Source organism: Inquilinus sp., from assembly GCF_039594555.1.
Lineage (GTDB): Bacteria > Pseudomonadota > Alphaproteobacteria > DSM-16000 > Inquilinaceae > Inquilinus.
Genome location: NZ_JBCNNF010000053.1, coordinates 1 through 23458, shown reverse-complemented (window position 1 = coordinate 23458; position 23458 = coordinate 1). Strand labels below are relative to the sequence as shown.

Here is a 23458-nt window from a genome sequence, read left to right as displayed (position 1 = left end):
GATCAACATGGATTTGGTGATGGCCGTCACGGCGCTGCCGCGGCCGGGCGAGACCGTGCTGTGCGACGGCTACGTCACCAAGCCGGGCGGCAAGGGGTCGAACCAGGCGGTGGCGGCGGCGCGGGCCGGTGCGAAGGTGGCGATGGCCGGCGCGGTCGGCGATGACGGCTTCGGCCAGGTGATGCGCGCGACCCTGGCCAAGGAAGGCATCGACACCGCCCTGCTGGCCACCAGCGACCGGCCGACCGGTGTCGCCTATATCTGTGTCGATGCGAAGGCCGAGAACTTCATCGCCGTCGGCAGCGGCGCCAATCTCGGCGTGCGGGCCGACCAGGTGCCGGACGACCGGCTGACCCCGGACACGCTGCTGATCCTGCAGATGGAGCTGCCGCCGGAGCAGAACTGGGCGCTGCTCAAGCGTGCCCGGGCCCGCGGCTGTCGCGCCATCCTCAACGTCGCCCCGGCGGCGGCGGTGCCGGAGGCGGCGCTGCGCGATCTCGACCTGCTGGTGGTGAACGAGCATGAGGCGCTGGCGATCGCCGGCGGGCTCGGCCTCGACACGTCCAGCCCCCAGGCCGCGGCCCGGGCGCTCAGCGGCCGGATGGCGCTGACCTGCGTCGTGACTTTGGGCGGCGAGGGCGCCATCGCGGTCGGGTCGGATGCCGATTTCGCGGTGCCGGCGCTGCCGATCCAGCCGGTCGACACCACCGGCGCCGGCGACACCTTCACCGGCGTGCTGGCGGCGGGGCTCGATGCCGGGCTGCCGCTGGACCAGGCGCTGCGCCGTGCCTCGACCGGCGCCGCTTTGGCCTGCCTGGCGCTGGGCGCGCAGGAGAGCATGCCGACCGCCGCCGCGATCGACGCCGCTTTGCCGCGCCTGGGGCCGACCACCGCGATCGGCTGAGGGAGTCCCCCTCACCCTCCCGTCGCTGCGCACCGGGCCCCTCCCTCTCCCCAAGGAGAGGGGAGGCGAAGCAGCGATCCCTTCACCTCTCCTTGGGGAGAGGTCGAAATCGCGCAGCGATTTCGGGTGAGGGGGCGAGCGCAGGCGTATCCGCTACGGCGGAGCCCTACGCCTCTTCCGGCTCCGTTGTGAACAGCAGCGGATAGCCCTTCTGGCGGGCGGCGTCGGTGGCCCGGGTCGCCTTGGTCTCGGCGACCTCCTTGGGATAGACGGCGACAACGCAGGCGCCGCGGCGATGCGCCGTCATCATCACCCGGTGGGCCTGCTCCTCGCTCATCCGGAACTCGCCCTTCAGCACCGTCACGACGAATTCGCGCGGCGTGTAGTCGTCGTTCAACAGGATGACCTTGTGCAGCCGCGGCTTCTGGGTCTTCGGCTTGATGTCGATGCGGGGCTTGGTCGTGAAGTCGCTCATCGGCTGCTCCTGGCTGGCGCCGCGGCGGAAAAACGGCCGCAGCTTGTCACGCCCGGCCCGGTCCGTCCACCGTTGCGGGCAGCGGTCCGTTGCCGCGCGGTCGTCCGCCCTGCGCGCGCACCGGGTTGCCCCGGCGGCGCGGAGGGACCAGTATCGGGGTTTCGCCATCCCAGCCAGCGCAAGACGAGACCGACCGATGCCCGTCATCAATTCGATCGCCGCCCGCAAGGAGGAGATGACCGCCTGGCGGCGCGACCTCCATGCCCATCCCGAGCTCGGCTTCGAGGAGGTGCGGACCTCGGGCATCGTGGCGGAGAAGCTGGCCTCCTGGGGCATCGAGGTGCATCGCGGCCTGGCCAAGACCGGCATCGTCGGCGTGCTCAAGGGCCGCACCGACAGCGGCCGCACCATCGGCCTGCGGGCCGACATGGACTGCCTGCCGATGGACGAGCTGAACGACTTCGCCCACAAATCGACCGTGCCCGGCAAGATGCATGCCTGCGGCCATGACGGCCACACCACCATGCTGCTCGGCGCCGCGCAGTACCTGGCGGAGACGCGGAACTTCGACGGCACCGTGCACTTCATCTTCCAGCCGGCCGAGGAGGGCGGCGGCGGCGGCGACGTGATGGTGCGCGAGGGGCTGTTCGACCGGTTCCCCTGCGACGAGGTCTACGGCCTGCACAACTGGCCGCTGCTGCCGGCCGGCATCGTCGGCGTCCGCCCCGGCCCGATGATGGCGGCGGCCGACATGTTCGACATCCGCATCCGCGGCGTCGGCGGCCATGCCGCGATCCCGCAGACCGCGAAGGACCCGGTGGTGATCGCGGCCCAGCTGGTCGGCGCGCTGCAGACCCTGGTCAGCCGCAACACCAACCCGATGGATTCGGCGGTGCTGTCGATCACCCAGATCCACACCGGCACCACCCACAACGTGATCCCGGACGAGGCCTTCCTGAACGGCACGGTGCGGACCTTCCGCCCCGAGGTGCAGGCGATGATCGTCGCCGGCATCAAGCGCATCGCCGATGGCATCGCCGCCGCCTTCGGCGTGTCGATCGAGGTGAAGTACGATTACGGCTACCCGGCCACCGTGAACCATGCCGACCAGGCCGAGACCGCGGCCCAGGTGGCGGAGCGGATCGTCGGCGCGGGCAATGTCCAGCGCGACGTCGAGCCGTCGCTGGGCGGCGAGGATTTCGCCTATCTGCTGAACGCCCGGCCGGGCGCCTATCTGTTCCTCGGCCAGGCCCGCGCGGCGGGGGACACGATGGTCCACAACCCGCATTACGACTTCAACGACGAGGTCCTGCCGCTCGGCGCCTCGCTGCTGGCCACCCTGGTGGAGACCCAGCTGAAGGCGGTGTAAGGCCTAGGTTGGTTCGCCTGAGGCGAGCCAACCATTCCGCTCGTCCCCCTATTGTCATGCCCGGGCTTGACCCGGGCATCCAGGGGCTTTCAGAGCAGCTCTCGGTGGCCTCTGGATTGCCGGGTCAAGCCCGGCGATGACAGGAAGGAGAGGTCGCGTTTGGCGGAGCGACCTCAACTGAGCAGTCAGCCCTACTTCACCTGCTCCGCCGGTACCGTCACCCCATGCGCGGCCCAGGCCGCGGCGGCGGCGCGGTGGAAGGGCAGGGCGCGGTTGGTCAGCGGGTCGAAGGCCGGCGACGGCTCCAGGCCCGCGGCCTGGGCCAGCGGCGCCGCCTGGGTGATGGCGATCTCGGTGGCGCGGCGGGCCACATCCTCGGGCAGCGCGTCGGTCGCGACCAGCCAGGTCCACATGCCGGCGCTGGGCGGCAGCGGCGCCATGACGGCCGGCGCCGGCGGCGCGGCCGGGGCCGCCGCCGGATCGGCGACGGGGGGCTCGGCCGGCGGGGCCGCGGGCGGCAGCGGCACCGTGGCGGCGGCCACGCCCGGGATGGCGGCGGCGACCTTGGCCACCTCGGCCACGGTCAGGCCGAAGGTCACGGCCGGCTGCTCCGGCGGCAGGGCGAAGGGCTCCAGCCCGGTGACGGCGACGGCGTCGATCTTCTTGTCGGCCAGCTGCTTGGCGACCTCGGCCAGCGGCATGCGCCGCAGCGTCGCCTTGATGCCCAGCGCCGCCAGCATCGGCTCGGTCAGGGCGTCGTCGGTGGCCAGCGCCACCCGCTTGCCGGCGAGGCCGGAGGCGGTGGCGATGCCGCCGGCCGTCGGCGCCACGAAGCGCAGCACCGCGGCCGGCGCCACCGGGGCCAAGGCGCGCAGATGGTCGAATTTCAGGCCAGGCGCCATCGGGCCCTTGCCCTCCCAGGCGGCGCCGGCGACATCCAGCGACACCAGCCCGATCGCCACCCGGCCGCTCTGCAGCAGCGCGCTGTTCGGCAGCGCGCCGGCGGTGATCGCCTCCGACACCGGCGCCCCCCCGTCCGCCTTCAGCCGCTCGACGAAGGCGCCGCCCCAGCGGCCGAGCGGCGAGTTGACCGGGGCGGTGGCGACGATGATCTCGCGCGGCTTCGGATCGGCCGTCTGCGCCCCGGCGCCGGGAACGGCGAGGCCGAGGAGAAGGAGGGCCAGGCCGGCGAGACGGGGAGCGCGCGAAGAGGGCATCATCGATCCGGAAGGGTGGCAGCGGGGAACGAGGCTAGCGCCCGGCCGCGCTTTCCGCCAGAAGGCAGCGCCGGGCCGCGGGGTTCGCGACCCATTCCGATTGGATTTCCGCCCGCCGGTCCCCATCCTTATCGCTGATGGACACGATGCGATGACGCGCCCCGACGACACGCTGCCCGCCGGCCAGGGCCGGTCGGAGGTCGACGCCTTCCTGCGCCGGGCGGCGGCGACCCCGGTGCCGCGCGAGGGCGGGCGGCGCGGCCGGCTGATCTTCGCGCTCGACGCGACGCAGAGCCGCGAGGAGACCTGGGACCGCGCCTGCCGGCTGCAGGGCGAGATGTTCACCGAGACCGCGGCGTTGGGCGGGCTGGACCTGCAACTGGTGTTCTATCGCGGCTTCGGCGAGTGCAAGGCCACGGCCTGGGTCTCCGACGGGACCGAGCTGGCGCGGCTGATGAGCAAGGTGCGCTGCCGGGCCGGTGAGACCCAGCTGGGCCGCGTGCTCAACCATGCCGAGGCGGAGGCCGGGCGCGGCAAGGTCGACGCCCTGGTCTTCGTTGGCGATGCCTTCGAGGAATCGATCGACCGGGTCTGCGCCCAGGCCGGGCGGCTGGCGCTGCGCGGCGTGCCGGTGTTCCTGTTCCATGAGGGCCCCGACCCGGTGGCCGCCCGTGCCTTCCGCGAGATCGCGCGGCTGACCCGCGGCGCCTATTGCCCGTTCGACGCCTCCAGCCCCGGACAGCTACGCGACCTCCTGGCGGCGGTCGCGGTCTATGCCGCCGGCGGCCGCCCGGCGCTGGAGGATCTCGGCCGCCGGCGCGGCGCCGCGGTCACCGCGCTGATCGGTCGGATGGGAGGTTAGGCGCCGCCGTGCTGCAATTCCTCATCCTGGTCCTGGCGCTCGGCCTTGGCCTGCCGCTGCTCGCCGGCTGGTTCGCCAACACCCAGCCGAAGCAGGTGATCCGCAGCGCCCGCTGGGGCGGCATCCTGCTGCTGGCCGGGCTGGGCCTGTTCCTGCTGCTGACCGGGCGGCTGGCGGGCCTGCTCGCCATGCTCGGCGCCGTCTTTCTGTGGCTGCAGCGCCTGTCGCCGCTGCTGATCCAGGGCCTGCCCTGGTTCCTGCGCTGGCGCCGCGGGCGGCAGGCTGCTGCCGGCCCGGCGCCCGGCGGCGCCTCGCGGCTGAAGACGCGCAGCCTCGACATGCAGCTCGACCACGCCAGCGGCGCGATGGACGGCTATGTGCTGCGCGCCGGGCCGCTGGAGGGGCGCAGCCTGGCGTCGCTGCAACTGCCGGCGCTGCTGCGGCTGCTGTTCGAGTGCCGCGCCGACGATCCCGATTCGGCCCGGGTGCTGGAGACCTATCTCGACCGCCGCTTCGGCCCGGACTGGGCGAAGCAGGACCCGGCTGGCCCGCGCCGGGCGGAGATGTCGGAGGCCGAAGCCTACGCCCTGCTCGGCCTCGCCGCCGGGGCCTCGCCCGCGGCGGTGAAGGCGGCGCATCGCCGGATGATGAAGCAGCACCATCCGGACCATGGCGGCACGGCCGAGATGGCGGCCCGGCTCAACGCCGCGCGCGACCGTCTGCTCGGCGCCTGAGGGTCACTCCCCCGGCGCCACGCGCGGGGCAGGCGGCGCCACAGGGGCGATGGCGTGGCCGGAGACCTCGGCGCCGGCATCGGGAGCCAGGCGCAGGAACATCAGCACCGAGGACAGCGACAGCAGGCCGACCGCGAAGAACGCCCAGGAGAAGTCGGAGGCCTGCAGCGTGCCGCCGCCATGCAGCATCAGGGTCAGGTTCAGCAGCACCGCGCCGGAGGCGACGCCCAGGCTGGCCGACAGCTGCTGCGCCGTGCTGGAGAAGCTTGAGGCGCGGCTCATCTTCTGCGGCGGGATGTCGGCGAAGGCGAGCGTGTTCAGGCTGGTGAACTGCAGCGACCGGAAATAGCCGCCGGCCAGCAGCAGCGCCATGATCAGCAGGTGCGGCGTGTCGGCCCGGAACAGCGCGTAGCTCATCAGGAAGGCGGCGCTGATCACCGCGTTCCACACCAGCACCGGGCGGAAGCCGAAATGGCGGATGATCCGGGTGGCCGTCATCTTCATGCACAGCGCTCCGGCGGCGCTGATGAAGGTCAGCGTGCCGGATTCGAACGGGGTCATGCCGAAGCCCAGCTGCAGCATCAGCGGCAGCAGGAACGGGATGGCGCCGATGCCCACCCGGAAGATGGTGCCGCCGACCACCGAGATGCGGAAGGTGCGGACATGCAGCAGCGTCAGGTCGATGATCGGCGCCGGCACCCGGTGGGCGTGCCGGATGTAGAGCCACAGCGAGCAGAGGCCGATGACGAACAGCCCGCCCGTGACCGGCAGCGGCACGATCGACCGGCCCAGCGTCTCGAAGCCGAACACCAGGCAGCCCAGCGCGACGCCGGACATCAGCAGGCCACGGACGTCGAACGGCGTGCGCTCCTCCTCCCGCAGATCGTCGATGAACAGCGTCACCAGGATCACGCCGATGATGCCGATCGGGACATTGATGAAGAAGATCAGGCGCCAGGAGCTGTAGGTGGTGATGAAGCCGCCCAGCGGCGGGCCCAGCACGGGGCCCAGCAGCGCCGGGGTGGTCAGGTAGGCCATGGCCCGCACCAGCTCGGCCTTCGACACGCTGCGCAGCAGCACCAGCCGGCCCACCGGCACCATCATGGCGCCGCCCATGCCCTGGATGATCCGGGCGCCGACCAGCTCGACCGTCGAATTCGACAGGCCGCACAGGATCGAGCCGCAGGTGAAGATGACGATGGCGGCGCGGAACACGTTCTTGGCGCCGAACCGGTCCGCCACCCAGCCGCTGGCCGGGATGAAGACGGCGAGGCTGAGCAGGTAGGAGGTGATGGCGAGGCTGAGATGCAGCGGGTCGGTGCCGAAGGACTTGGCGATCTGCGGCAGCGAGGTCCCGATTACGGTCGAATCGAGATTTTCCATGAACAGCGCACAGGCGATGATCAGCGGGATCAGCTTCTGGCGCGGAAGGCGGGTCGTCATGTCTCAAGGCCGCAGCGGCTGCGGCCCCCTCGGGCGTTCGGGATCCGGTTCTACACTCGTATGATGAGACCGAATCCTGCGCGCCAAACCGGCATTGGAGACATGCAAGTTTCAGGCGTCAGGCCCCCGGGGGCTGTCCCGCTGACCGAGGTGCCGCATTCCAGCATCGTCATTGCGAGCGCAGCGAAGCAATCCAGGGGCCGCTCGCACCGGCCCCTGGATTGCTTCGTCGCTCCGCTCCTCGCAATGACGGCGTTGGGAGGCAGGGCCCCGAACCGGTTACCCCTCGCCGGCGTAGCGCCGGCGCAGATGGGCCTTGAACACCGCGGCGTCCAGCGGCCGGCCGGTGGCGCGGGTCAGCAGCTCGTCGGTCTCCCAGCGCGAGGCCTGGCCGTGGATGTTGGCGCGCAGCCAGCCGACCAGCGGCGCGAAGTCGCCGCGGCCGATCGCAGGCCCGATGTCCGGCTCGGCCCGGTTGGCGGCGTCGAAGATCTGCGCCGCGGTCATCGCCCCGAGCGTGTAGGTCGGGAAATAGCCCCAGCCGCCGCTCGGCCAATGGATGTCCTGCAGGCAGCCCAGCCGGTCGTCCGGCGGCACCACGCCCAGCAGCGCCTTCATGCCGTCGTTCCAGGCGGCCGGCAGGTCGGCCAGCGGCAACTCGTCGGCGATCATCGCCTTCTCCAGGCGGTAGCGCAGGATGACATGGGCGGGGTAGGTCACCTCGTCGGCATCGACCCGGATGAAGCCGCGCTCGACCCGCGTATAGTGCCGCCACAGCGCCTCCGCCTCCCAGGCCGGGCCGGACCCGCCGAAGGCGTCGCGCATCCGCGGCGCCGCGAAGGTGATGAACTCCCGGCTGCGGCAGGCCTGCATCTCCATCAGCAGCGACTGGCTCTCATGCAGGCTCATGCCGCGGGCCTGGCCGACCGGCTGGTTCATCCAGGCCTGCGGCCGGCCCTGCTCGTAGAGGGCGTGGCCGGTCTCGTGCAGCACGCCCATCAAAGCGCGGGTGAAGTCTGCCTCGTCATAGCGGGTGGTGATGCGGACATCGTTGTCGGCGCCGCCGCAGAAGGGGTGGAGGGAGATGTCGAGGCGGCCGCGCTCGAAATCGTAGCCCAGCACACCCATCAGGGCGACGCCCAGCGCCCGCTGCGACTCGACCGGGAACGGCCCCTGCGGCCGCGGCGTGGCCGGCCGGCGTGCCTGGGCGGCCAGCACCTCCTCGGTGAAGCCGGGCAGGAAGTCGGCCAGGTCGTCGAACAGCGCGTCGATCTTCGCCGACCGGCCGCCGGGCTCGTAGTCGTTCAGCAGGGCGTCATAGGCCGACAGGCCCAGCGCCTCGCCCTTGGCGCGGCCGATCTCGCGCTGCAGCCGCAGCACCTCCTGCAGCTTCGGCAGCAGCGAGGCGAAATCCGAATCGGCGCGGGCCTGGCGCCAGGCCATCTCGCAGGCCGACACCGCCTTGCTCGACGCCTCGACCAGATCGGCCGGCACCGCGGTCTGCACCGTCCACAGCCGCCGGATCTCGCGCAGATTGGCGCGCTCCCACTCGCCCAGCGCGTTGTCGGCCTCGGCCTGCGGCAGCCAGTCGGTCAGGCGCGGGTCGGTGACCATGCCGTGGCGCAGCACCTGCAGCAGGGCCAGGCTCTCGGCCCGGGTCTCGGCGGCGCCCTTCGGCATCATCGTGGCGTTGTCCCAGTCCAGGATGCCGATGGCGTTGGACAGCGCGGCGATGCGGCCGAAATGGGCGGCGATCTCGGCATAGGCGGTCATGCGTCGGGTCCTTTCCGGGCGGCGCGGCCGCGCCGCAGGTGATGCAGCAGGTAGATCGCGATCAGGATGGCGGCGAAGCCGAACCAGGTGATCGCATATTGCAGATGGTCGTTCGGCAGGTCGACCTGGGTCTGGCCGCCGATGGGGAACCGCGTGGCATCCGACCCGGCCGCCTGCTCGACCACCACGGGCGCCGCCCGGTCCAGCCCGGCCGCGCCGGCCATGGCCTGCAGGTCGACCCAGAACCATTCATTGGTCGCCGGGCTGTTGTCCGGCTGCATCCAGCCCTGGGGCAGGGGGCGGCGGGCTACGCCCTCGACCGTCACCGTGCCTTCCGGCGGCGTGTCGTAGGCTATCGGCTTGCCGTCGGGGCCTAACGGCACCCAGCCGCGGTTGACCATGACGGCCGGGCCGCCATCGTCGCGAATCAGCGGCGTCACCACCTGGATGCCGGCGGCGCCGTCATGCACCCGGGCCAGCAGCGGGAAGGCGTGGACGGCGTCGAACCGGCCGGTGACCGTGACGTGGCGGTAGTCGAAGCCGGGATCGTCGATCGTGGCGGGCAGCGGCGCCGGCGGGGCGGACAGGCCGCGCTCGATCCGGTCGATCAGGTCGGTCTTCCAGGCCAGGCGCTCGAGCTGCCAGACGCCGAGGCCGAGCATCAGGGCGAGGGCGGGGACCAGGAAGACGGTCGGCCAGAATTCCGGCCGGAAGCGGGATCTCATTTCAATTCCCCGAGCCCGTTCGGAGATGCGCTGGCGTGAGTCGGCTGGTGGTGGTTTCGAGAACCGGAGCGCAGCGCACATTTGGTGCGTGAGCACCGGAAGCGGAGAAACCGCCATCAGACGGCCGCGCCAGTAGCATGTCCGGGCGGGCTCTCAGTGTCCCGTGCGGCGGTGGCGGTACTGCAGCGCCACGACATAGGCCTTGGCGGGGCGGATCAGGAGCGCGGTGAGGAGGACGAGGAGCGTGGCGCCGATCGCGATCGGCGCCCAATCCGGCAGCTCGAAGGCGAAGCCGAGCCACAGCGTCAGCGGCACCACGGTGAAGCCGAGGATGAAGATCAGGAAGACGGCCGGGCCGTCGCCCGAATCGACCTCGGAGAGGTCGAGATCGCAGACCGGGCAGCGGTCGGCGACGGTCAGGAAGCCCTTGAACAGGGCGCCCCGGCCGCAGCGCGGGCATTTGCAGCCCAGCGCCGCGGCCAGGGGAGAGACCGGAGTCACCGAGGGCTAGTGGGCCGCGACGGCGGCGCCGTGGCCGCCCCACCAATAGATGGCGACGAACAGGAACAGCCAGACCGCGTCGACGAAATGCCAGTACCAGGCCGCCGCCTCGAAGCCGAAATGGCTGTCCTTGGTGAAATCGCCGCGCACCGTGCGGAACCAGCACACCGCCAGGAAAATGGTGCCGACCAGCACGTGGAAGCCGTGGAAGCCGGTGGCCATGTAGAAGGTTGAGGCGAAGACGCCGTCGGTGAAGCCGAATTCGGAGTGGGTGTATTCCCACAGCTGGATGCAGGTGAAGACCGCGCCGAGCAGGACGGTGATGCCTAGGGCCTTCGCCGCCTCCTTCATGTTGCCTTCGACGATCTCGTGATGCGCCCAGGTGACGGTGCAGCCCGACAGCAGCAGCACCAGGGTCATCAGCAGCGGGAAGTGGAAGGCATCGACCGGGGTGATGCCCTTGGGCGGCCAGATGCCGCCGGTCGCCGCGACGCGGGCGTATTGCGACGCCTCGTTGACGAACAGGCTGGAGTCGAAATAGGCCCAGAAGAACGCGACGAAGAACATCACCTCCGACGCGATGAACAGCATCATGCCGTAGCGCAGGCCCAGCTTCACCACCGGGGTGTGCAGCTTGCGGAAGGTGGCTTCCTTGATCACGTCGCGCCACCAGCCGAACATCACGGCCAGCACGCCCAGGAAGCCGATGATCAGCAGCGCCGGCCCCTCGTCATGCATGAACAGGACGCCGCCGATCGCCATGCAGCCCGCCGCAAGCGAGCCGAGCAGCGGCCACGGGCTGGGGTCGACCAGATGATAGGGATGCGGAACCGCGTTCAGTTCGTAGCTCGTCTCGTGCCTGTCGGCATGGACGTCGGTCGTGCTCATCCTCGTGCCCCTCTCGGTCTCTCGTCCGATCTTGCTTCGGTGTTCCGCCCTATCGCTGCCGGCAGCCCGTCAGCCATCATTCTTGGCCGCACGATAATAGGCGGCCACCGCATTCTCCAGCGCCTTCGAGCGCTGGCTGTAGAAGGTGTAGGACAGGGTGATGGTGCGCACGTCGCTCAGGTTCGGCTGCGCGTCCATCGCCGCGTCGACATAGAAGTAGACCGGGAACTCCACCGTCTCGCCCGGCTGGATGATCTGCTCGGTGAAGCAGAAGCACTGCACCTTGGAGAAGTAGAGGCCGACCTTGTCCGGCGTCACGTTGTAGACCGCCTGGCCGGCGGTCGGCTCCTTGGCGGTGCTGGTGGCCTGGAAATAGATCAGCGCCGGCTCGCCCAGCTTGACCTCGACCTCGGTCTGCTCGGCCTTGAAGGTCCAGGGCAGCTCGGCATCGGTGTTGGCGACGAAGCGCACCCGCACCGTGCGGTCCAACACCTTGTCGGAGACCGAATCGGCGACCTGGGTGGTGCCGCCATAGCCGGTGACCTGGCAGAACAGCCGGTACAGCGGCGATGAGGCGAAGGCCAGCACGCCCATCGAGAAGGCGACGCCGCACAGCGTGGTCATGAAGATGCGGTTGCGGCGCCGGACCTTGGGATCCAGTTCGGCCATCTCAGCCACCCTTCATCTTGACGATGGTGATCACGAAGATCAGCACGACCCAGGCGATCAGGCCCAGCGCCAGCGCCACGTTGCGGCCGCGCAGGCGGCTGCGGGCGTCGGGCGCCTGCGGCAGGGCCGGCCGGGCGGTCGGCTTGGCGGTCGAACGGCCGGCCATCTCAGAAATGCACCGCGGTGTGGTCGACGATCAGCAGGCCGAAGATCGCAAACAGGTAGAAGATCGAATAGCCGAACATCTGCTTGGCGGCGCGGTGGTTGGTGGCCGCGTCGTCCTCGCGCAGCACCCGGACGGCGCAGAGGATGAACAGCGCGCCCAGCAGGCCGGCGCCGATGGCGTAGGTCAGCCCGGCGGTGCCCAGCAGCCAGGGGGCGAGGCCGATCGGGAACAGGGCCAGCGTGTAGGCCAGCATCTGGCGCTTGGTCTCGCGCGCGCCGGACACCACCGGCAGCATCGGCACGCCGGCCTTGGCGTATTCGCCGCTGCGGAACAGCGCCAGCGCCCAGAAATGCGGCGGGGTCCACATGAAGATCAGGGCGAACAGGACGATCGGGGCCAGGGTCACGTCGCCGGTCACGGCGGCCCAGCCGATCATCGGCGGGAACGACCCGGCGGCGCCGCCGATCACGATGTTCTGCGGCGTCCGCCGCTTCAGCCACATGGTGTAAACGAAGACGTAGAAGGCGGAGGCCGCGGCCAGCACGGCTGCCGCCACCCAGTTCACCGCCAGCCCCATCAGCAGCACGGCGGAAACTGACAGGAACACGCCGAAGGCCAGTGCCTCGGACGGGGCAATGCGGCCGCGCACGATGGGCCGGCCGCAGGTCCGGCTCATCACCGCGTCGATGTCGCGGTCGTACCACATGTTGATGGCCCCGGCCGCGCCGGCGCCGACGGCGATGCACAGCACGGCGGTGGCGGCCAGGACGGGATGCAGATGGCCCGGCGCCGCGATCAGCCCGGCGATGCCGGTGAAGACGACGAGCGTCATCACCCGCGGCTTCAAGAGCGCGAGATAGTCCTGCCAGGTGGCGCCGCCCTCGGCCTCGGCCGAGGCGGATCGGGCTGTCCGGTCCAGGGTCACGTCCGACATCATATAGAACCTAAAGCCTTATGTGGATCGGGCCGCACGGGGGTTCCGCGCGGCCCGGCCCATTCTCCTCAAACCCAGCCTCGGGTCACTTGACCCGGGGCAGCTGCTCGAACTGGTGGAAGGGCGGCGGCGACGGCAGCGTCCACTCCAGCGTGGTGGCGCCTTCGCCCCAGTAATTGGCCTCCACCCGGCGGCCGTAGCGGATCGTGTAGAAGGCGATGCCGACGAACAGGAAGGCCGCCGCGACCGAGATGTAGGCGCCGAAGGACGACACCATGTTCCAGCCGTGGAACGCGTCCGGATAGTCCGGCTGGCGCCGCGGCATGCCGGCCAAGCCCAGGAAGTGCTGCGGGAAGAAGGTCAGGTTGACGCCGATGAACGTCATCCAGAAGTGGATCTTGCCCCAGGTCTCCGGATACTGCCGGCCGGACATCTTGCCGATCCAGTAGTAGAAGCCGCCGAAGATCGAGAACACCGCGCCCAGCGACAGCACGTAGTGGAAGTGCGCGATGACGTAGTAGGTGTCGTGCAGAGCGGTGTCGATGCCGGCATTGGCCAGCACGACGCCGGTGACGCCGCCGATGGTGAACAGGAAGATGAAGCCGATCGCCCACAGCATCGGCGTCTTGAACTCGATCGACCCGCCCCACATCGTCGCGATCCAGGAGAAGATCTTGATGCCGGTCGGCACCGCGATGATCAGGGTGGCGGCGGTGAAGTAGGCGCGGGTGTCGACGTCGATGCCGGTGGTGAACATGTGATGCGCCCACACGACGAAGCCGACGACGCCGATCGCGACCATGGCGTAGGCCATGCCGAGATAGCCGAACACCGGCTTCTTCGAGAAGGTCGACACGATGTGGCTGATCATGCCGAAGCCCGGCAGGATCATGATGTACACCTCGGGGTGCCCGAAGAACCAGAACAGGTGTTGGAACAGCAGCGGGTCGCCGCCGCCCTCGGGCTTGAAGAAGCTGGTGCCGAAGTTGCGGTCGGTGATCAGCATGGTGATGGCGCCGCCCAGCACGGGCACGGCCAGCAGCAGCAGGAAGGCGGTCACCAGCATCGACCAGACGAACAGCGGCATCTTGTGCAGGGTCATGCCCGGCGCGCGCATGTTGAAGATCGTGGTGATGAAGTTCACCGCGCCGAGGATCGACGACGCGCCGGCCAGGTGCAGGGCGAAGATCGCCATGTCGACCGACGGCCCGGGCTGCCCGGCCTCGGACAGCGGCGGGTAGATGGTCCAGCCGGTGCCGGCGCCCTGGCCGACGAAGGCAGAGCCGATCAGCAGGCAGAAGGCCGGGACCAGCAGCCAGAACGAGATGTTGTTCAGCCGCGGGAACGCCATGTCCGGCGCGCCGATCATGATCGGAACGAACCAGTTGCCGAAGCCGCCGATCATCGCGGGCATGACGGTGAAGAAGATCATGATCAGGCCATGGGCCGTCACGATCACGTTCCACTCCTGCCCGCCCGACAGGAACTGCAGCCCGGGGTTCTGCAACTCGAGCCGCATGATCAGCGAGAACACGCCGCCGATCAGGCCCGCGCAGATCGCGAAGACCAGGTACAGCGTGCCGATGTCCTTGTGGTTGGTCGAGAACAGCCAGCGCTTGAAGAAGCCCGGCTTGTGGTCGTGGTGGTGGTCGTCGTGACCGTGTGCGTGCGCGTCGGCGTGAGCCATCGTGTCAACCTCTTGCCCGTCCGGGGCTTGCCTGTCGGGACCGCGGGGCCCGAGTGGGATCAACTCCCGGTGGGGATCACTGGCCGGCCTGGGCCAGCTTGGTGCGCGCCTGCGCCTCGTCCCAGGTCATGGTCAGAAGCTTCGGCTTCTCGGCCGGGTTCGGCCCGACCTTCTCGATGACCCACTTGTCGAAGTCGGCGCGGCTGACCGCGTGCACCTCGATCGGCATGTAGGCGTGGTCGGTGCCGCAGAGCTGGGAGCACTGGCCGTAATAGATGCCCGGCTTGTCGATGCGGACCCAGGTCTCGTTGGTCCGGCCCGGGATGGCATCCTTCTTCAGGCCGAAGGCGGGCACCGCCCAGGAGTGGATGACGTCGCCGGCGGTGGTCAGGATCTGGATGTCGGTGTCGACCGGCAGCACCACCGGGTTGTCGACCGAGAGCATCCGCACCTGGTCCGGCTTCAGGTCCTCGTCCTTGACGATATAGCTGGTGAACTCGGCGACCTTCTGGTCCGGATACTCATAGCCCCAGTACCACTGGTAGCCATGGGCGATCAGGGTCATCTCCGGGTTCGGCGTGCGGTCGCCGGCGTAGAGCAGCCGGAAGGACGGCACCACGATGACCAGCAGGATCAACACCGGCGCGACGGTCCACACCACCTCGATCAGGGTGTTGTGGGCGGTCTTGGACGGCACCGGGTTGCGCTGGGCGCTGAAGCGCCACATCACATAGACCAGCAGGCCGAGCACGAACACCGTGAGCGCCACGATGATGACCAGGAGCAGGTTGTGGAAGCTCTCCATCTGCTCCTTGACCGGCGATGCTGCCTCCTGGAAGCCGAGCTGCCAGTTGTGCGGCGGTCCGTCGGCGAAGGCCGCGCCTGTGCCGAGGAGAAGCAGGACCGACACGCCTGCCGCCAATTCACGCAGTCTGCCCGATCGCATGCCGTGCGCTCTTTCGTTATCGTTGTCGTTCCCACCCTGGCCCATGCCGGCTGCCGCCCGCAATGGACTCCGTCCGGCCTTATAGCGATGGAAACGCGAGGGTTGAAGCCCCCACGACATCGCACGGCGCACGAAGCCGGGCCAATCCTGGCCGTGGCGAAAATACAGGGCGTTCCGCGGGGCAACAACAGGCCGTGCGCCATGGCTGTCACGCAAATGGTCGCATCCCCTTGAGAAGCCGATTCGGCGGCACGCTCGATCAAGGGCTGGCCCCCGCCGCCGGGCGGCACTATCTCTGGAGTCCAGACCCGCTGACCGGACCGCCGCCATGAGCGCCATCGACCAGACCGACGACCTGTTCTTCACCCAGGCCGGGCTCGACCGCGCCCGGCTCGAACGGCTGGTCGGCGATGCCCTGCAGGGTGCCGATGACGGCGAGCTGTTCCTGGAATACGTCCAGTCCGAGGGGCTGAGCTGGGACGACGGCAAGCTGAAGAGCGCCAGCTTCGACACCAGCCAGGGCTTCGGCCTGCGCGCGGTGGCGGGCGAGACCACCGGCTACAGCCACGCCTCGACCCTCAGCGAAGATGCGGTGAAGCGGGCGGCGGAGACGGTGCGCGCGGTCCGTGCCGGCCATGGCGGCAGCCTGGCCGAGCCGCCGCAGGGCACCAACCGCCAGCTCTACACCGACGCCAACCCGCTCTCGGCCGTGCCGTTCGAGGCCAAGGTCAAGGTCCTGGCCGAGATCGACGCCTATGCCCGGGCCAAGGATCCGCGGGTGCGGCAGGTCAGCGCCTCGATCAGCGGCAACTGGCAGGCGGTGCGGATCATCCGCCCCGATGGCCGCGACGCCGCCGACATCCGGCCGCTGGTGCGGGTCAATGTCTCGGTCGTGGTCGGCGAGGGCGACCGGATGGAGAGCGGCAGCCACGGCGCCGGCGGCCGCACCGGCTATGATTTCTACCTCGATCCCGGGCAGTGGCAGGCGGCGGTGGACGAGGCGCTGCGCCAGGCCCTGGTGCGGCTGGACGCGGTCGAGGCGCCGGCCGGCGAGATGACCGTGGTGCTCGGCGCCGGCTGGCCCGGCATCCTGCTGCACGAGGCGATCGGCCACGGCCTGGAGGGCGACTTCAACCGCAAGAAGACCTCCGCCTTCTCCGGCCTGATGGGCCAGCGCGTCGCGGCGCCGGGCGTCACCGTGATCGACGACGGCACCCTGCCGGACCGGCGCGGCAGCCTGACCGTGGACGATGAGGGCACGCCGACCGGCAGCACCACGCTGATCGAGGACGGCATCCTGGTCGGCTACATGCAGGACCGGATGAACGCCCGGCTGATGGGCATGGCGCCGACCGGCAACGGCCGGCGGCAGAGCTACGCCCACCACCCGATGCCGCGGATGACCAACACCATCATGCTCGGCGGCAACACCTCGCCGGCGGAGATCCTGGCCTCGGTCAAGACCGGCCTCTACGCCGTCAACTTCGCCGGCGGCCAGGTCGACATCACCAACGGCAAGTTCGTGTTCTCCGCCTCCGAGGCCTATCTGATTGAGGACGGCAGGATCGGGCCGGCGGTGAAGGGCGCGACCCTGATCGGCAACGGGCCTGACGCGCTGACCAAGGTGTCGATGGTCGGCGACGACATGGCGCTGGATCCCGGCATCGGCACCTGCGGCAAGGAAGGCCAGGGCGTGCCGGTCGGCGTCGGTCAGCCGACGCTGCGGATCGACGGGCTGACCGTCGGCGGCACCCGGGCCTGACCGGCCCGGGTTTTCGGTCTCCAAGACCTTAATCCTACTCGGGAATGGCAATCCGCCGGCTATCCTTCGTCATCTGACATCTGACGGCTGGAGCGGATTGAATAATATTTTATGCATTCACCCAAATACGCCTGCTGACAATCGCTTCGGTTCGTTTAAATCAGACGAATAGCTTCGCCGCTGCCCCATTTGAGTGCCCCCTTATTCCTTGATTGATTCCGTTATATGTGGCGTGATGTGCAGACGCTTCTGTGGGGCGTATATTTTATAATTGATGTTTGGAGAGACAGACGTGCGAATCTCCTTTGGTCTTTTGATCGGTGCGGCCATCGCCTTTCAAGCTCCGGCCAATATTGTGCAGGCGGCGACAGCGACCACGAGCTTCCTGGTCACGGCGACCGTGTTGAAGTTCTGCACGGTGGTGGCGACGCCTATGGCGTTCGGCAACTACACCAGCTCGACGGATGCGATCAGCACGTCCACGATCACCGTCACCTGCACCAACGGCACCGGCTATGATATCGGCCTCGATGCGGGCGCTGCGGCCGGCGCCACGGTGACCACGCGCCAGATGTCGGGCACGACGGTGACCGCCGCCCGGCTGAACTACTTCCTGTACAGCGACAGCAGCCGCACCGTGAACTGGGGCAACACCGTCGGCACCGACACGGTCCATCTGACCGCCGGCGTCGCCCCCATCGTCTCGACCGTCTATGGCCGGGTGCCTTCCGGCCAGTTCGTCGCCCCGGACGCCTATTTGGATACGATCAACGTCACGGTCACCTACTGACCTAGGGACGATCGATGATGGTGACGCGCGGACGCCTCGTCCTGGTCGCGGGAGTCCTGGCCGCCTTATGTCTCGGCGCCGGCGGTGCCCGGGCCGGGGGGCTCGAGGTCGCGCCGCTCGGGGTCGATTTCCCGGCAGGCCAGATGGCCCAGACCATCACCGTCGCCAACCGGGCCACCGCCCCGGCGACGGTGCAGGTGCGGACCTTCGAATGGTCGCAGCCCGGCGGGGTCGACCGGTTGGTCCCGACCGATGCGGTGGTCGCCAGCCCGCCGATCGTCACCATCCCGCCGGGGCGGGAGCAGGTGATCCGCGTGCTGCTGCGCCGGCCGTCCGCCGGGGCGGCGGAGACGAGCTACCGGCTGATGGTCGACGAGATCCCGGTGCCCGTGCCGGGGCAGATCAACCTGGCGCTGCACCTGTCGCTGCCGATCTTCGTCCTCCCGGCGGCTCCCGGCCAGGCCAGCGTTGCCTGGTCGGCCCGGGCCGGGGGCGGGGCGGTCGAGTTGGCGGCCCGCAACGACGGCACCCGGCACGCCAAGTTCGACAGCCTGACGGTCGCCACCCGCGGCGGGGCGTCCAGCGCCGCCTTCGGCGGCTATGTCCTGCCCGGGCAGGAGAAGCGGTGGCGGATCCCGCTGCGCGGGGCGGACCGGGCCGGTCAGGTCACGGTTCGCGGCAATGGCGGTCAGGGCGGGGTGGATGTCACGATCGCCCTGGACGGCCGCCCTTAAGGCCGGCGTGGCGGTGCTGGCGGCCATCGGATGGCTGGCGGCACGGCCTGCGGCGGCGGAGGACCGCAGCCTTTATCTCGACGTCACCGTCAACGGCCAGAGGCAGGAGCTGATCGGCAGCTTTGTCGAGCGCGACGGCGCCCTCTACGCCACGCCGGAGGAGCTGGAGGCGGTGGGCGTGCGGCGGCCGGAAGGCGCCGCGCCGACCGCCGACGGGCTGCTGCGCCTGACCGATGTCCCCGGCCTCCGCTACGATTACGACGAGTCGGGCCAGGCGCTGCATCTCGACCTGCCGGAGGAGGCGCGCCAGCCGGTGGCGATCGGGGCGCGCACCCCTCGTGTCGTCCAGGCCGACAGCGATTACGGCCTGCTGCTGAACTACGACCTGATCGGCACCCGCAGCGAAGGCGAGACCTCCGGCTCCGGCGTGGTCGAGGGGCGCGTCTTCGGGCCGCTCGGCGTGCTCGACACCAGCGTCCTCAGCAATATCGGCGCCGCGGCCGGCCGGGATGAGGGGCTGGTCCGGCTGGACACGACCTGGACCTGGTCCGACCCCGACGCGCTGCGCCGGGTCCGGCTGGGCGATTTCATCAGCGGCGGCCTGGCCTGGACCCGGCCGGTGCGGATGATCGGCGGCCAGGTCGACCGCGACTTCACCATGCGGCCGGACCTGGTGACCTTTCCGGTGCCGGCCTTCGGCGGCGACGCCGCGGTGCCGTCCACCGTCGACGTCTACGTCAACAACGTGAAGCAGTTCTCGACCGAGGTGAAGCCGGGGCCGTTCGAGATCACCAGCCTGCCGGTGCTGACGGGGGCCGGCGACGCCCGGGTCGTGGTGCGCGACGCGCTGGGCCGCGAGACGGTGCAGACCCTGCCCTTCTACGCCAGCCGCAGCCTGCTGCGCGAAGGCTTCGTCGACTATTCCGTCGAGGCCGGCTCGATCCGCCGGCGCTATGGCGAGGCCAGCAACGACTATTCCGGTTTCGCCGGCATCGGCTCGCTGCGCTACGGCCTCGACGACACCCTGACGCTGGAGGGCCATGTCGAGGGCAGTCGGGACCTCGTCCTGGGCGGCGCCGGCGCCGTCTATGGCATCGGCACGCTCGGCACCGTCAACGCCGCAGTGGCCGGCAGCCGTGGCGGCGGCGACTCCGGGCTGCAATATGCGGTGGGGTTCGAGCATCTCGACCCGCGCTGGAGCGCCAGCCTGCAGCGCACCGGCACCGTCGGGGTCTACAAGGATCTGGCGGCGGTGGAGGATCGCAGCCGGCTGCGCGGCAGCACCCGGGTCAGCGCCAGCCTCAACCTCGACCGCTGGGGATCGATCGGGCTTGCCTATGTCGACCTCGACCGCACCCGGTTCGGGCGGACGCAGATCGCCTCGGCCAACTACACGGCGACGCTGTTCGACGACATCCAGCTGGTGGCCAGCAGCTTCCTCGACCTCGACGACACCTCGAATGCCGGGGTGCTGCTGTCGCTGACCGTGCCCCTCGGCCGCGAGACCAGCGTCGGCCTCGACGCCAACGCGCAGAACGGCCAGCGCTGGCTGACCCAGCGCGCCAGCTACGTGCAGGACACCGGCGTCACCGACCGCGGCCTGGTGGTCAACGCCCAGGTCAGCGAGGGCGACCTGCGCCGCTACTACGGCCAGGTCGACTACCGCACGGCGCTGGCCGACTTCACCGTTTCGGCCGACCAGATCGATGACCGCGCCAGTTTCCGCGGCGAGGTGCGCGGCTCGCTCGCCTATGCCGGTGGCGGGGTCTTCGTCGGCCAGCGCATCGACGACAGCTTCGCCGTGGTCGACACCGGCGTGCCCGATGTCGGCGTGACGCTGGAGAACCGGCCGGTCGGCCGCACCGACGGCGCCGGCCAGCTGCTGGTGCACGGGCTGCGGGCCTATGAGGCCAACCAGATGGCGATCGACGTGGCCGACCTGCCGGGCGACGCCGCCTTCGACGACACCCGCCGGTCGGTGGTGCCGGCCGACCGAAGCGGCATCGTGGTGCGGTTCCCGGTTCATGTCGGCGACGCCGCGACCGTCGTCATCCACCGGCCCGACGGCAGCGCGGTGCCGCCCGGCTCGACCCTGGTGCTCGACAATGCCGGGCCGGAGCCGCTGCCGGTCGGCTATGACGGGCTGGCCTATGCCACCGGGCTGCAGCCGGAGAATGCCGGGACGGTGACCCTGCCGGACGGCAGCCGGTGCCGCATCGCCTTCGCCTTCGCCCCCAAGCCGGGCGAGATCCCCCAGATCGGTCCGGTCACCTGCGGAGGACCATCATGAGACGATCCCTGCTCTGCGGCCTGCTCGTGGCGATGGCCTTCATCCTGGCGGGCCAGCCGGCCCAGGCGGCCGGGGAAAGCTGCACGGTCACCGCCACCCCGCTGGCCTTCGGCAATTTCGCGCCGCTCTCGGGCACGGTGATGGATGTGACGTCGACGATCACCGTGACCTGTGTCTGTCCCGTGCTGTGCCTCGGCATCAACTACACCGTCGCGGTCAGCACCGGCGGGTCGGGCACCTTCTCGCCGCGGCGGATGAGCGGCGGGACGCCGACCCTGGCCTATAACGGCTACACCACGTCGGGGCATACGACAGTCTGGGGCGACGGCACCGGCAGCACCGCCGTGCAGACGCGCTGCCGGCTGGTCGGCGCCATCGGCAGCAGCTGGGTCGAGCCGATCACGTTTTACGGGCGGATCCCGGTCAACACGGCCGCGGCCCCCGGCAGCTATTCGGACACGCTCAACGTGACCGTGACCTACACCGGCATCTCCATCTGTCTCTGACCGGCGGATCCGGCGGACGCTTCGGCCACGGTCGAAGCGCCGCGGGGTGCCGCGGCGCCTTCGCCCGGCTAAGCTGGGATCGACGCCGCCAGGGAGGAGCGCATGATCGCCGTGATCTTCGAGGTCGAGCCGGCGGAGGGCCGGTTCGACGACTATCTCGACCACGCCGCCCGGCTGCGCCCGGTGCTGGAGCAGATGCCCGGCTTCATCTCGGTCGAGCGTTTCCGCAGCCTGACCAACCCGGACAAGCTGCTGTCATTGTCCTTCTGGGAGGACGAGGCCGCCGTCGCCGCCTGGCGCAACCGGGCCGAGCATCGCGCCGCCCAGGCCGCCGGCCGGTCCGGCATCTTCAGCGGCTACCGCCTGCGAATCGCCGCGGTGGTCCGCGACTACGACATGGTCCAGCATCGCGAGCAGGCGCCAGCCGATTCGCCGTTCTGACACCTCACCCCAGCCCCGGCACCTGCGGATAGGCGGGATCGTCCCAGTCCGGATGCTCGTTCCATTGCGGAGCATCGTCGGCGACGGCGTAATAGTCGCCCTTGTCGGCGATGTAGAGATGGCCGCCCATCGTTAGGTTGGTGGCGCCGTCCAGCGTGCCGGCGGCGATGCTCACATTGCTCCCGCCCTCCAGCTTCCAGAACAGGCTGGCGCCGCACTCGCCGCAGAAGCCGCGCCGGGCTTCGGCGGAAGAGCGGTACCAGCGCAGCGTGCGGTCGCTCTCCAGCACCAGGTCGCTGGCGGCGCAGGCGGTAAAGGCGGCGAAATGGCCGGAGGTGCGGCGGCATTGGCCACAATGGCAGGCCACCACCTGGCGCAGCGGCCCCGTCACCCGATAGCGCACCCCGCCGCACAGGCAGCCGCCGGTCCGGTCCGTCATCGCTCGCCTCCCTCGATGGTCCGGGCCTCAGGGTGCGGCCCCCGGGCCCGCATCATTGTGCCGGACCCGTCCCGCGATGTCGCAGCCGCGCCACCGATCTGTCGCATCCGGCCTTGCCAAGCCACCGCGGTCTCCCGATATTCGACGAAGCCGTCCGGATCCCCCGGGCGGCGGACGTTCTCAGGGCGGGGTGAAAGTCCCCACCGGCGGTGATGGCGCGATCCCCTCGGGGAGGCGCATGAGCCCGCGAGCGCCTGCCGGGCCCAACCGGCAGGGTCAGCAGATTCGGTGAGACTCCGAAGCCGACGGTCACAGTCCGGATGAAAGAGAACGGGGACGGCAGGCCGGGTCGCGAATCCCGGCGGTCGGTCCCGTATGCCCTGATTCTGGTCCGTTGCATGAGGATGACCATGAATCAGCCCCTGTCTGCTTCCTCCCGTACCGATACGCCGCGCATCGCCTTCATCCAGGCCTGCTGGCACCGCGACATCGTCGACCAGTGCAAGACCGCCTTCCTGGCCGAGATCGCCCAGGCTGGCGCTTCCGCGCCGGAGGTCGACCTGTTCGAGGTGCCGGGCGTGTTCGAGATCCCGCTGCACGCCCAGCTTCTCGCCAAATCCGGCCGCTACGACGCCATCGTCGCCACCGGCTTCATCGTCGATGGCGGCATCTACCGGCACGAATTCGTGTCGACCGCGGTGATCGACGCGCTGATGCGGGTGCAGCTCGACACCGAGGTGCCGGTGCTGTCCGCCGTGCTGACGCCGCAGCGCTTCCACGAGCACGAGGCCCACGCCGCCTTCTTCCGCGACCACTTCCTGGTCAAGGGCAAGGAGGCGGCGGAGGCCGCGCTGAAGACCATCGCCGCGGTGGCGAAGCTGCGCGGCCAGGGCTTGCGCGCGGCGGCCTGATCCGGACCAGCCGACGCCAGTCTCAGCGTCCATAAAGGGCGGTGAGGCTGGCGCGGCCGATCTCGGTGCCGTGCAGGGCGAAGCCGACCATGGCGGCGGAGGCCTGCGGGTCGACCGGCAGCCGGTCGACCGACAGCGCATGCACCGTGAAGATGTAGCGGTGCGGCTTGTCGCCCTGCGGCGGGCACGGGCCACCATAGGCCGAGCTGCCGTAATCGGTGCGGCCCTGCACCGCTCCGGCGGGCAGCCCCTGTCCCGACGCTGCGCCCGCGCCCTGCGGCAGCGCCGTGAC

Annotated in this window: 25 protein-coding genes and 1 riboswitch; of the genes, 11 read left to right on the top strand and 14 right to left on the bottom strand. The window is 70.0% G+C overall.

The window, feature by feature from the left end:
* Positions 1–904, top strand: a 904-nt coding sequence (locus ABDW35_RS08450) for a ribokinase (protein WP_343713413.1), incomplete at its 5' end; no start/stop codon positions are given.
* Positions 905–1070: 166 nt separating this feature from the next.
* Here the strand turns inward: ABDW35_RS08450 and clpS are convergent.
* On the bottom strand, positions 1071–1379 hold the full coding sequence (gene clpS / locus ABDW35_RS08445; RefSeq protein ID WP_343713412.1) for an ATP-dependent Clp protease adapter ClpS: 309 nt from the start codon (positions 1377–1379) through the stop codon (positions 1071–1073).
* 196 nt (positions 1380–1575) lie between these two features.
* Between clpS and ABDW35_RS08440 the strand changes: the two genes are divergently transcribed.
* The gene (locus ABDW35_RS08440) at positions 1576–2748 is read left to right on the top strand and encodes a M20 aminoacylase family protein (protein ID WP_343713411.1); all 1173 of its coding nucleotides are present in this window, start codon (positions 1576–1578) and stop codon (positions 2746–2748) included.
* A gap of 191 nt (positions 2749–2939) precedes the next feature.
* On the opposite strand, the gene ABDW35_RS08435 is transcribed toward ABDW35_RS08440, so the two are convergent.
* On the bottom strand, positions 2940–3965 hold the full coding sequence (locus ABDW35_RS08435) for a TAXI family TRAP transporter solute-binding subunit (protein ID WP_343713410.1): 1026 nt from the start codon (positions 3963–3965) through the stop codon (positions 2940–2942).
* Positions 3966–4116: 151 nt separating this feature from the next.
* Between ABDW35_RS08435 and ABDW35_RS08430 the strand changes: the two genes are divergently transcribed.
* Both ABDW35_RS08430 and ABDW35_RS08425 read left to right on the top strand, forming a co-directional pair.
* Positions 4117–4827 (top strand): VWA domain-containing protein, encoded by a 711-nt coding sequence (locus ABDW35_RS08430; RefSeq protein ID WP_343713409.1) that lies wholly within the window; start codon positions 4117–4119, stop codon positions 4825–4827.
* A gap of 8 nt (positions 4828–4835) precedes the next feature.
* Positions 4836–5561 carry a hypothetical protein gene (locus ABDW35_RS08425; RefSeq protein ID WP_343713408.1) on the top strand — a complete coding sequence of 242 codons (726 nt, stop codon included), beginning with the start codon at positions 4836–4838 and terminating at the stop codon, positions 5559–5561.
* A gap of 3 nt (positions 5562–5564) precedes the next feature.
* Here ABDW35_RS08425 and ABDW35_RS08420 read toward each other — a convergent pair whose 3' ends face one another.
* From ABDW35_RS08420 to coxB, 10 genes are all read right to left on the bottom strand, one after another.
* A complete protein-coding gene (locus ABDW35_RS08420) occupies positions 5565–7004 on the bottom strand; it encodes a DHA2 family efflux MFS transporter permease subunit (RefSeq protein ID WP_343713407.1) in 1440 nt (479 codons plus the stop codon).
* Between the two features lie 279 nt (positions 7005–7283).
* Positions 7284–8777 (bottom strand): carboxypeptidase M32, encoded by a 1494-nt coding sequence (locus ABDW35_RS08415; protein ID WP_343713406.1) that lies wholly within the window; start codon positions 8775–8777, stop codon positions 7284–7286.
* Positions 8774–9502 carry an SURF1 family protein gene (locus tag ABDW35_RS08410; protein ID WP_343713405.1) on the bottom strand — a complete coding sequence of 243 codons (729 nt, stop codon included), beginning with the start codon at positions 9500–9502 and terminating at the stop codon, positions 8774–8776. The genes ABDW35_RS08415 and ABDW35_RS08410 overlap by 4 nt, the downstream gene beginning before the upstream one ends.
* Before the next feature lie 153 nt (positions 9503–9655).
* On the bottom strand, positions 9656–10003 hold the full coding sequence (locus ABDW35_RS08405; RefSeq protein WP_343713404.1) for a DUF983 domain-containing protein: 348 nt from the start codon (positions 10001–10003) through the stop codon (positions 9656–9658).
* A gap of 6 nt (positions 10004–10009) precedes the next feature.
* Complete coding sequence (locus tag ABDW35_RS08400) at positions 10010–10891, bottom strand: cytochrome c oxidase subunit 3 (RefSeq protein ID WP_343713403.1); 882 nt, start codon at positions 10889–10891, stop codon at positions 10010–10012.
* Positions 10892–10960: 69 nt separating this feature from the next.
* Positions 10961–11560: a cytochrome c oxidase assembly protein gene (locus ABDW35_RS08395; RefSeq protein ID WP_343713402.1), complete on the bottom strand. Its 600-nt coding sequence runs from the start codon at positions 11558–11560 to the stop codon at positions 10961–10963.
* 1 nt (position 11561) lies between these two features.
* Entirely contained in the window at positions 11562–11726 is a 165-nt protein-coding gene (locus ABDW35_RS08390; RefSeq protein WP_343713401.1) for a hypothetical protein, read from the bottom strand.
* 1 nt (position 11727) lies between these two features.
* On the bottom strand, positions 11728–12660 hold the full coding sequence (locus ABDW35_RS08385; RefSeq protein WP_343713400.1) for a heme o synthase: 933 nt from the start codon (positions 12658–12660) through the stop codon (positions 11728–11730).
* Positions 12661–12745: 85 nt separating this feature from the next.
* Positions 12746–14347 carry a cytochrome c oxidase subunit I gene (gene ctaD / locus ABDW35_RS08380; protein ID WP_343713399.1) on the bottom strand — a complete coding sequence of 534 codons (1602 nt, stop codon included), beginning with the start codon at positions 14345–14347 and terminating at the stop codon, positions 12746–12748.
* A gap of 76 nt (positions 14348–14423) precedes the next feature.
* The gene (coxB, locus tag ABDW35_RS08375) at positions 14424–15257 is read right to left on the bottom strand and encodes a cytochrome c oxidase subunit II (RefSeq protein ID WP_343713398.1); all 834 of its coding nucleotides are present in this window, start codon (positions 15255–15257) and stop codon (positions 14424–14426) included.
* Between the two features lie 364 nt (positions 15258–15621).
* On the opposite strand from coxB, the gene tldD reads away from it, so the two are divergent.
* From tldD to ABDW35_RS08345, 6 genes are all read left to right on the top strand, one after another.
* Positions 15622–17055 carry a metalloprotease TldD gene (gene tldD, locus ABDW35_RS08370; protein WP_343713397.1) on the top strand — a complete coding sequence of 478 codons (1434 nt, stop codon included), beginning with the start codon at positions 15622–15624 and terminating at the stop codon, positions 17053–17055.
* A gap of 355 nt (positions 17056–17410) precedes the next feature.
* Positions 17411–17845: a spore coat U domain-containing protein gene (locus ABDW35_RS08365; protein WP_343713396.1), complete on the top strand. Its 435-nt coding sequence runs from the start codon at positions 17411–17413 to the stop codon at positions 17843–17845.
* A gap of 14 nt (positions 17846–17859) precedes the next feature.
* Positions 17860–18579 (top strand): molecular chaperone, encoded by a 720-nt coding sequence (locus ABDW35_RS08360; protein WP_343713395.1) that lies wholly within the window; start codon positions 17860–17862, stop codon positions 18577–18579.
* Positions 18548–20869: a fimbria/pilus outer membrane usher protein gene (locus ABDW35_RS08355; RefSeq protein ID WP_343713394.1), complete on the top strand. Its 2322-nt coding sequence runs from the start codon at positions 18548–18550 to the stop codon at positions 20867–20869. The genes ABDW35_RS08360 and ABDW35_RS08355 overlap by 32 nt, the downstream gene beginning before the upstream one ends.
* On the top strand, positions 20866–21375 hold the full coding sequence (locus ABDW35_RS08350) for a spore coat U domain-containing protein (RefSeq protein ID WP_343713393.1): 510 nt from the start codon (positions 20866–20868) through the stop codon (positions 21373–21375). Before ABDW35_RS08355 ends, ABDW35_RS08350 begins: the two co-directional genes overlap by 4 nt.
* Positions 21376–21477: 102 nt before the next feature.
* Positions 21478–21816, top strand: coding sequence for an antibiotic biosynthesis monooxygenase (locus tag ABDW35_RS08345; protein ID WP_343713392.1), 339 nt, complete (start codon positions 21478–21480; stop codon positions 21814–21816).
* A 4-nt stretch (positions 21817–21820) separates the two neighbouring features.
* Here ABDW35_RS08345 and ABDW35_RS08340 read toward each other — a convergent pair whose 3' ends face one another.
* Positions 21821–22255, bottom strand: a complete 435-nt coding sequence (locus ABDW35_RS08340; protein ID WP_343713391.1) for a GFA family protein — start codon at positions 22253–22255, stop codon at positions 21821–21823.
* A gap of 172 nt (positions 22256–22427) precedes the next feature.
* Positions 22428–22591, top strand: a riboswitch (FMN riboswitch).
* Between the two features lie 68 nt (positions 22592–22659).
* On the opposite strand from ABDW35_RS08340, the gene ABDW35_RS08335 reads away from it, so the two are divergent.
* Entirely contained in the window at positions 22660–23166 is a 507-nt protein-coding gene (locus ABDW35_RS08335) for a 6,7-dimethyl-8-ribityllumazine synthase (RefSeq protein WP_343713390.1), read from the top strand.
* 22 nt (positions 23167–23188) lie between these two features.
* On the opposite strand, the gene ABDW35_RS08330 is transcribed toward ABDW35_RS08335, so the two are convergent.
* On the bottom strand, positions 23189–23458 hold a 270-nt coding region (locus ABDW35_RS08330; protein WP_343713389.1), incomplete at its 5' end, for a YbhB/YbcL family Raf kinase inhibitor-like protein.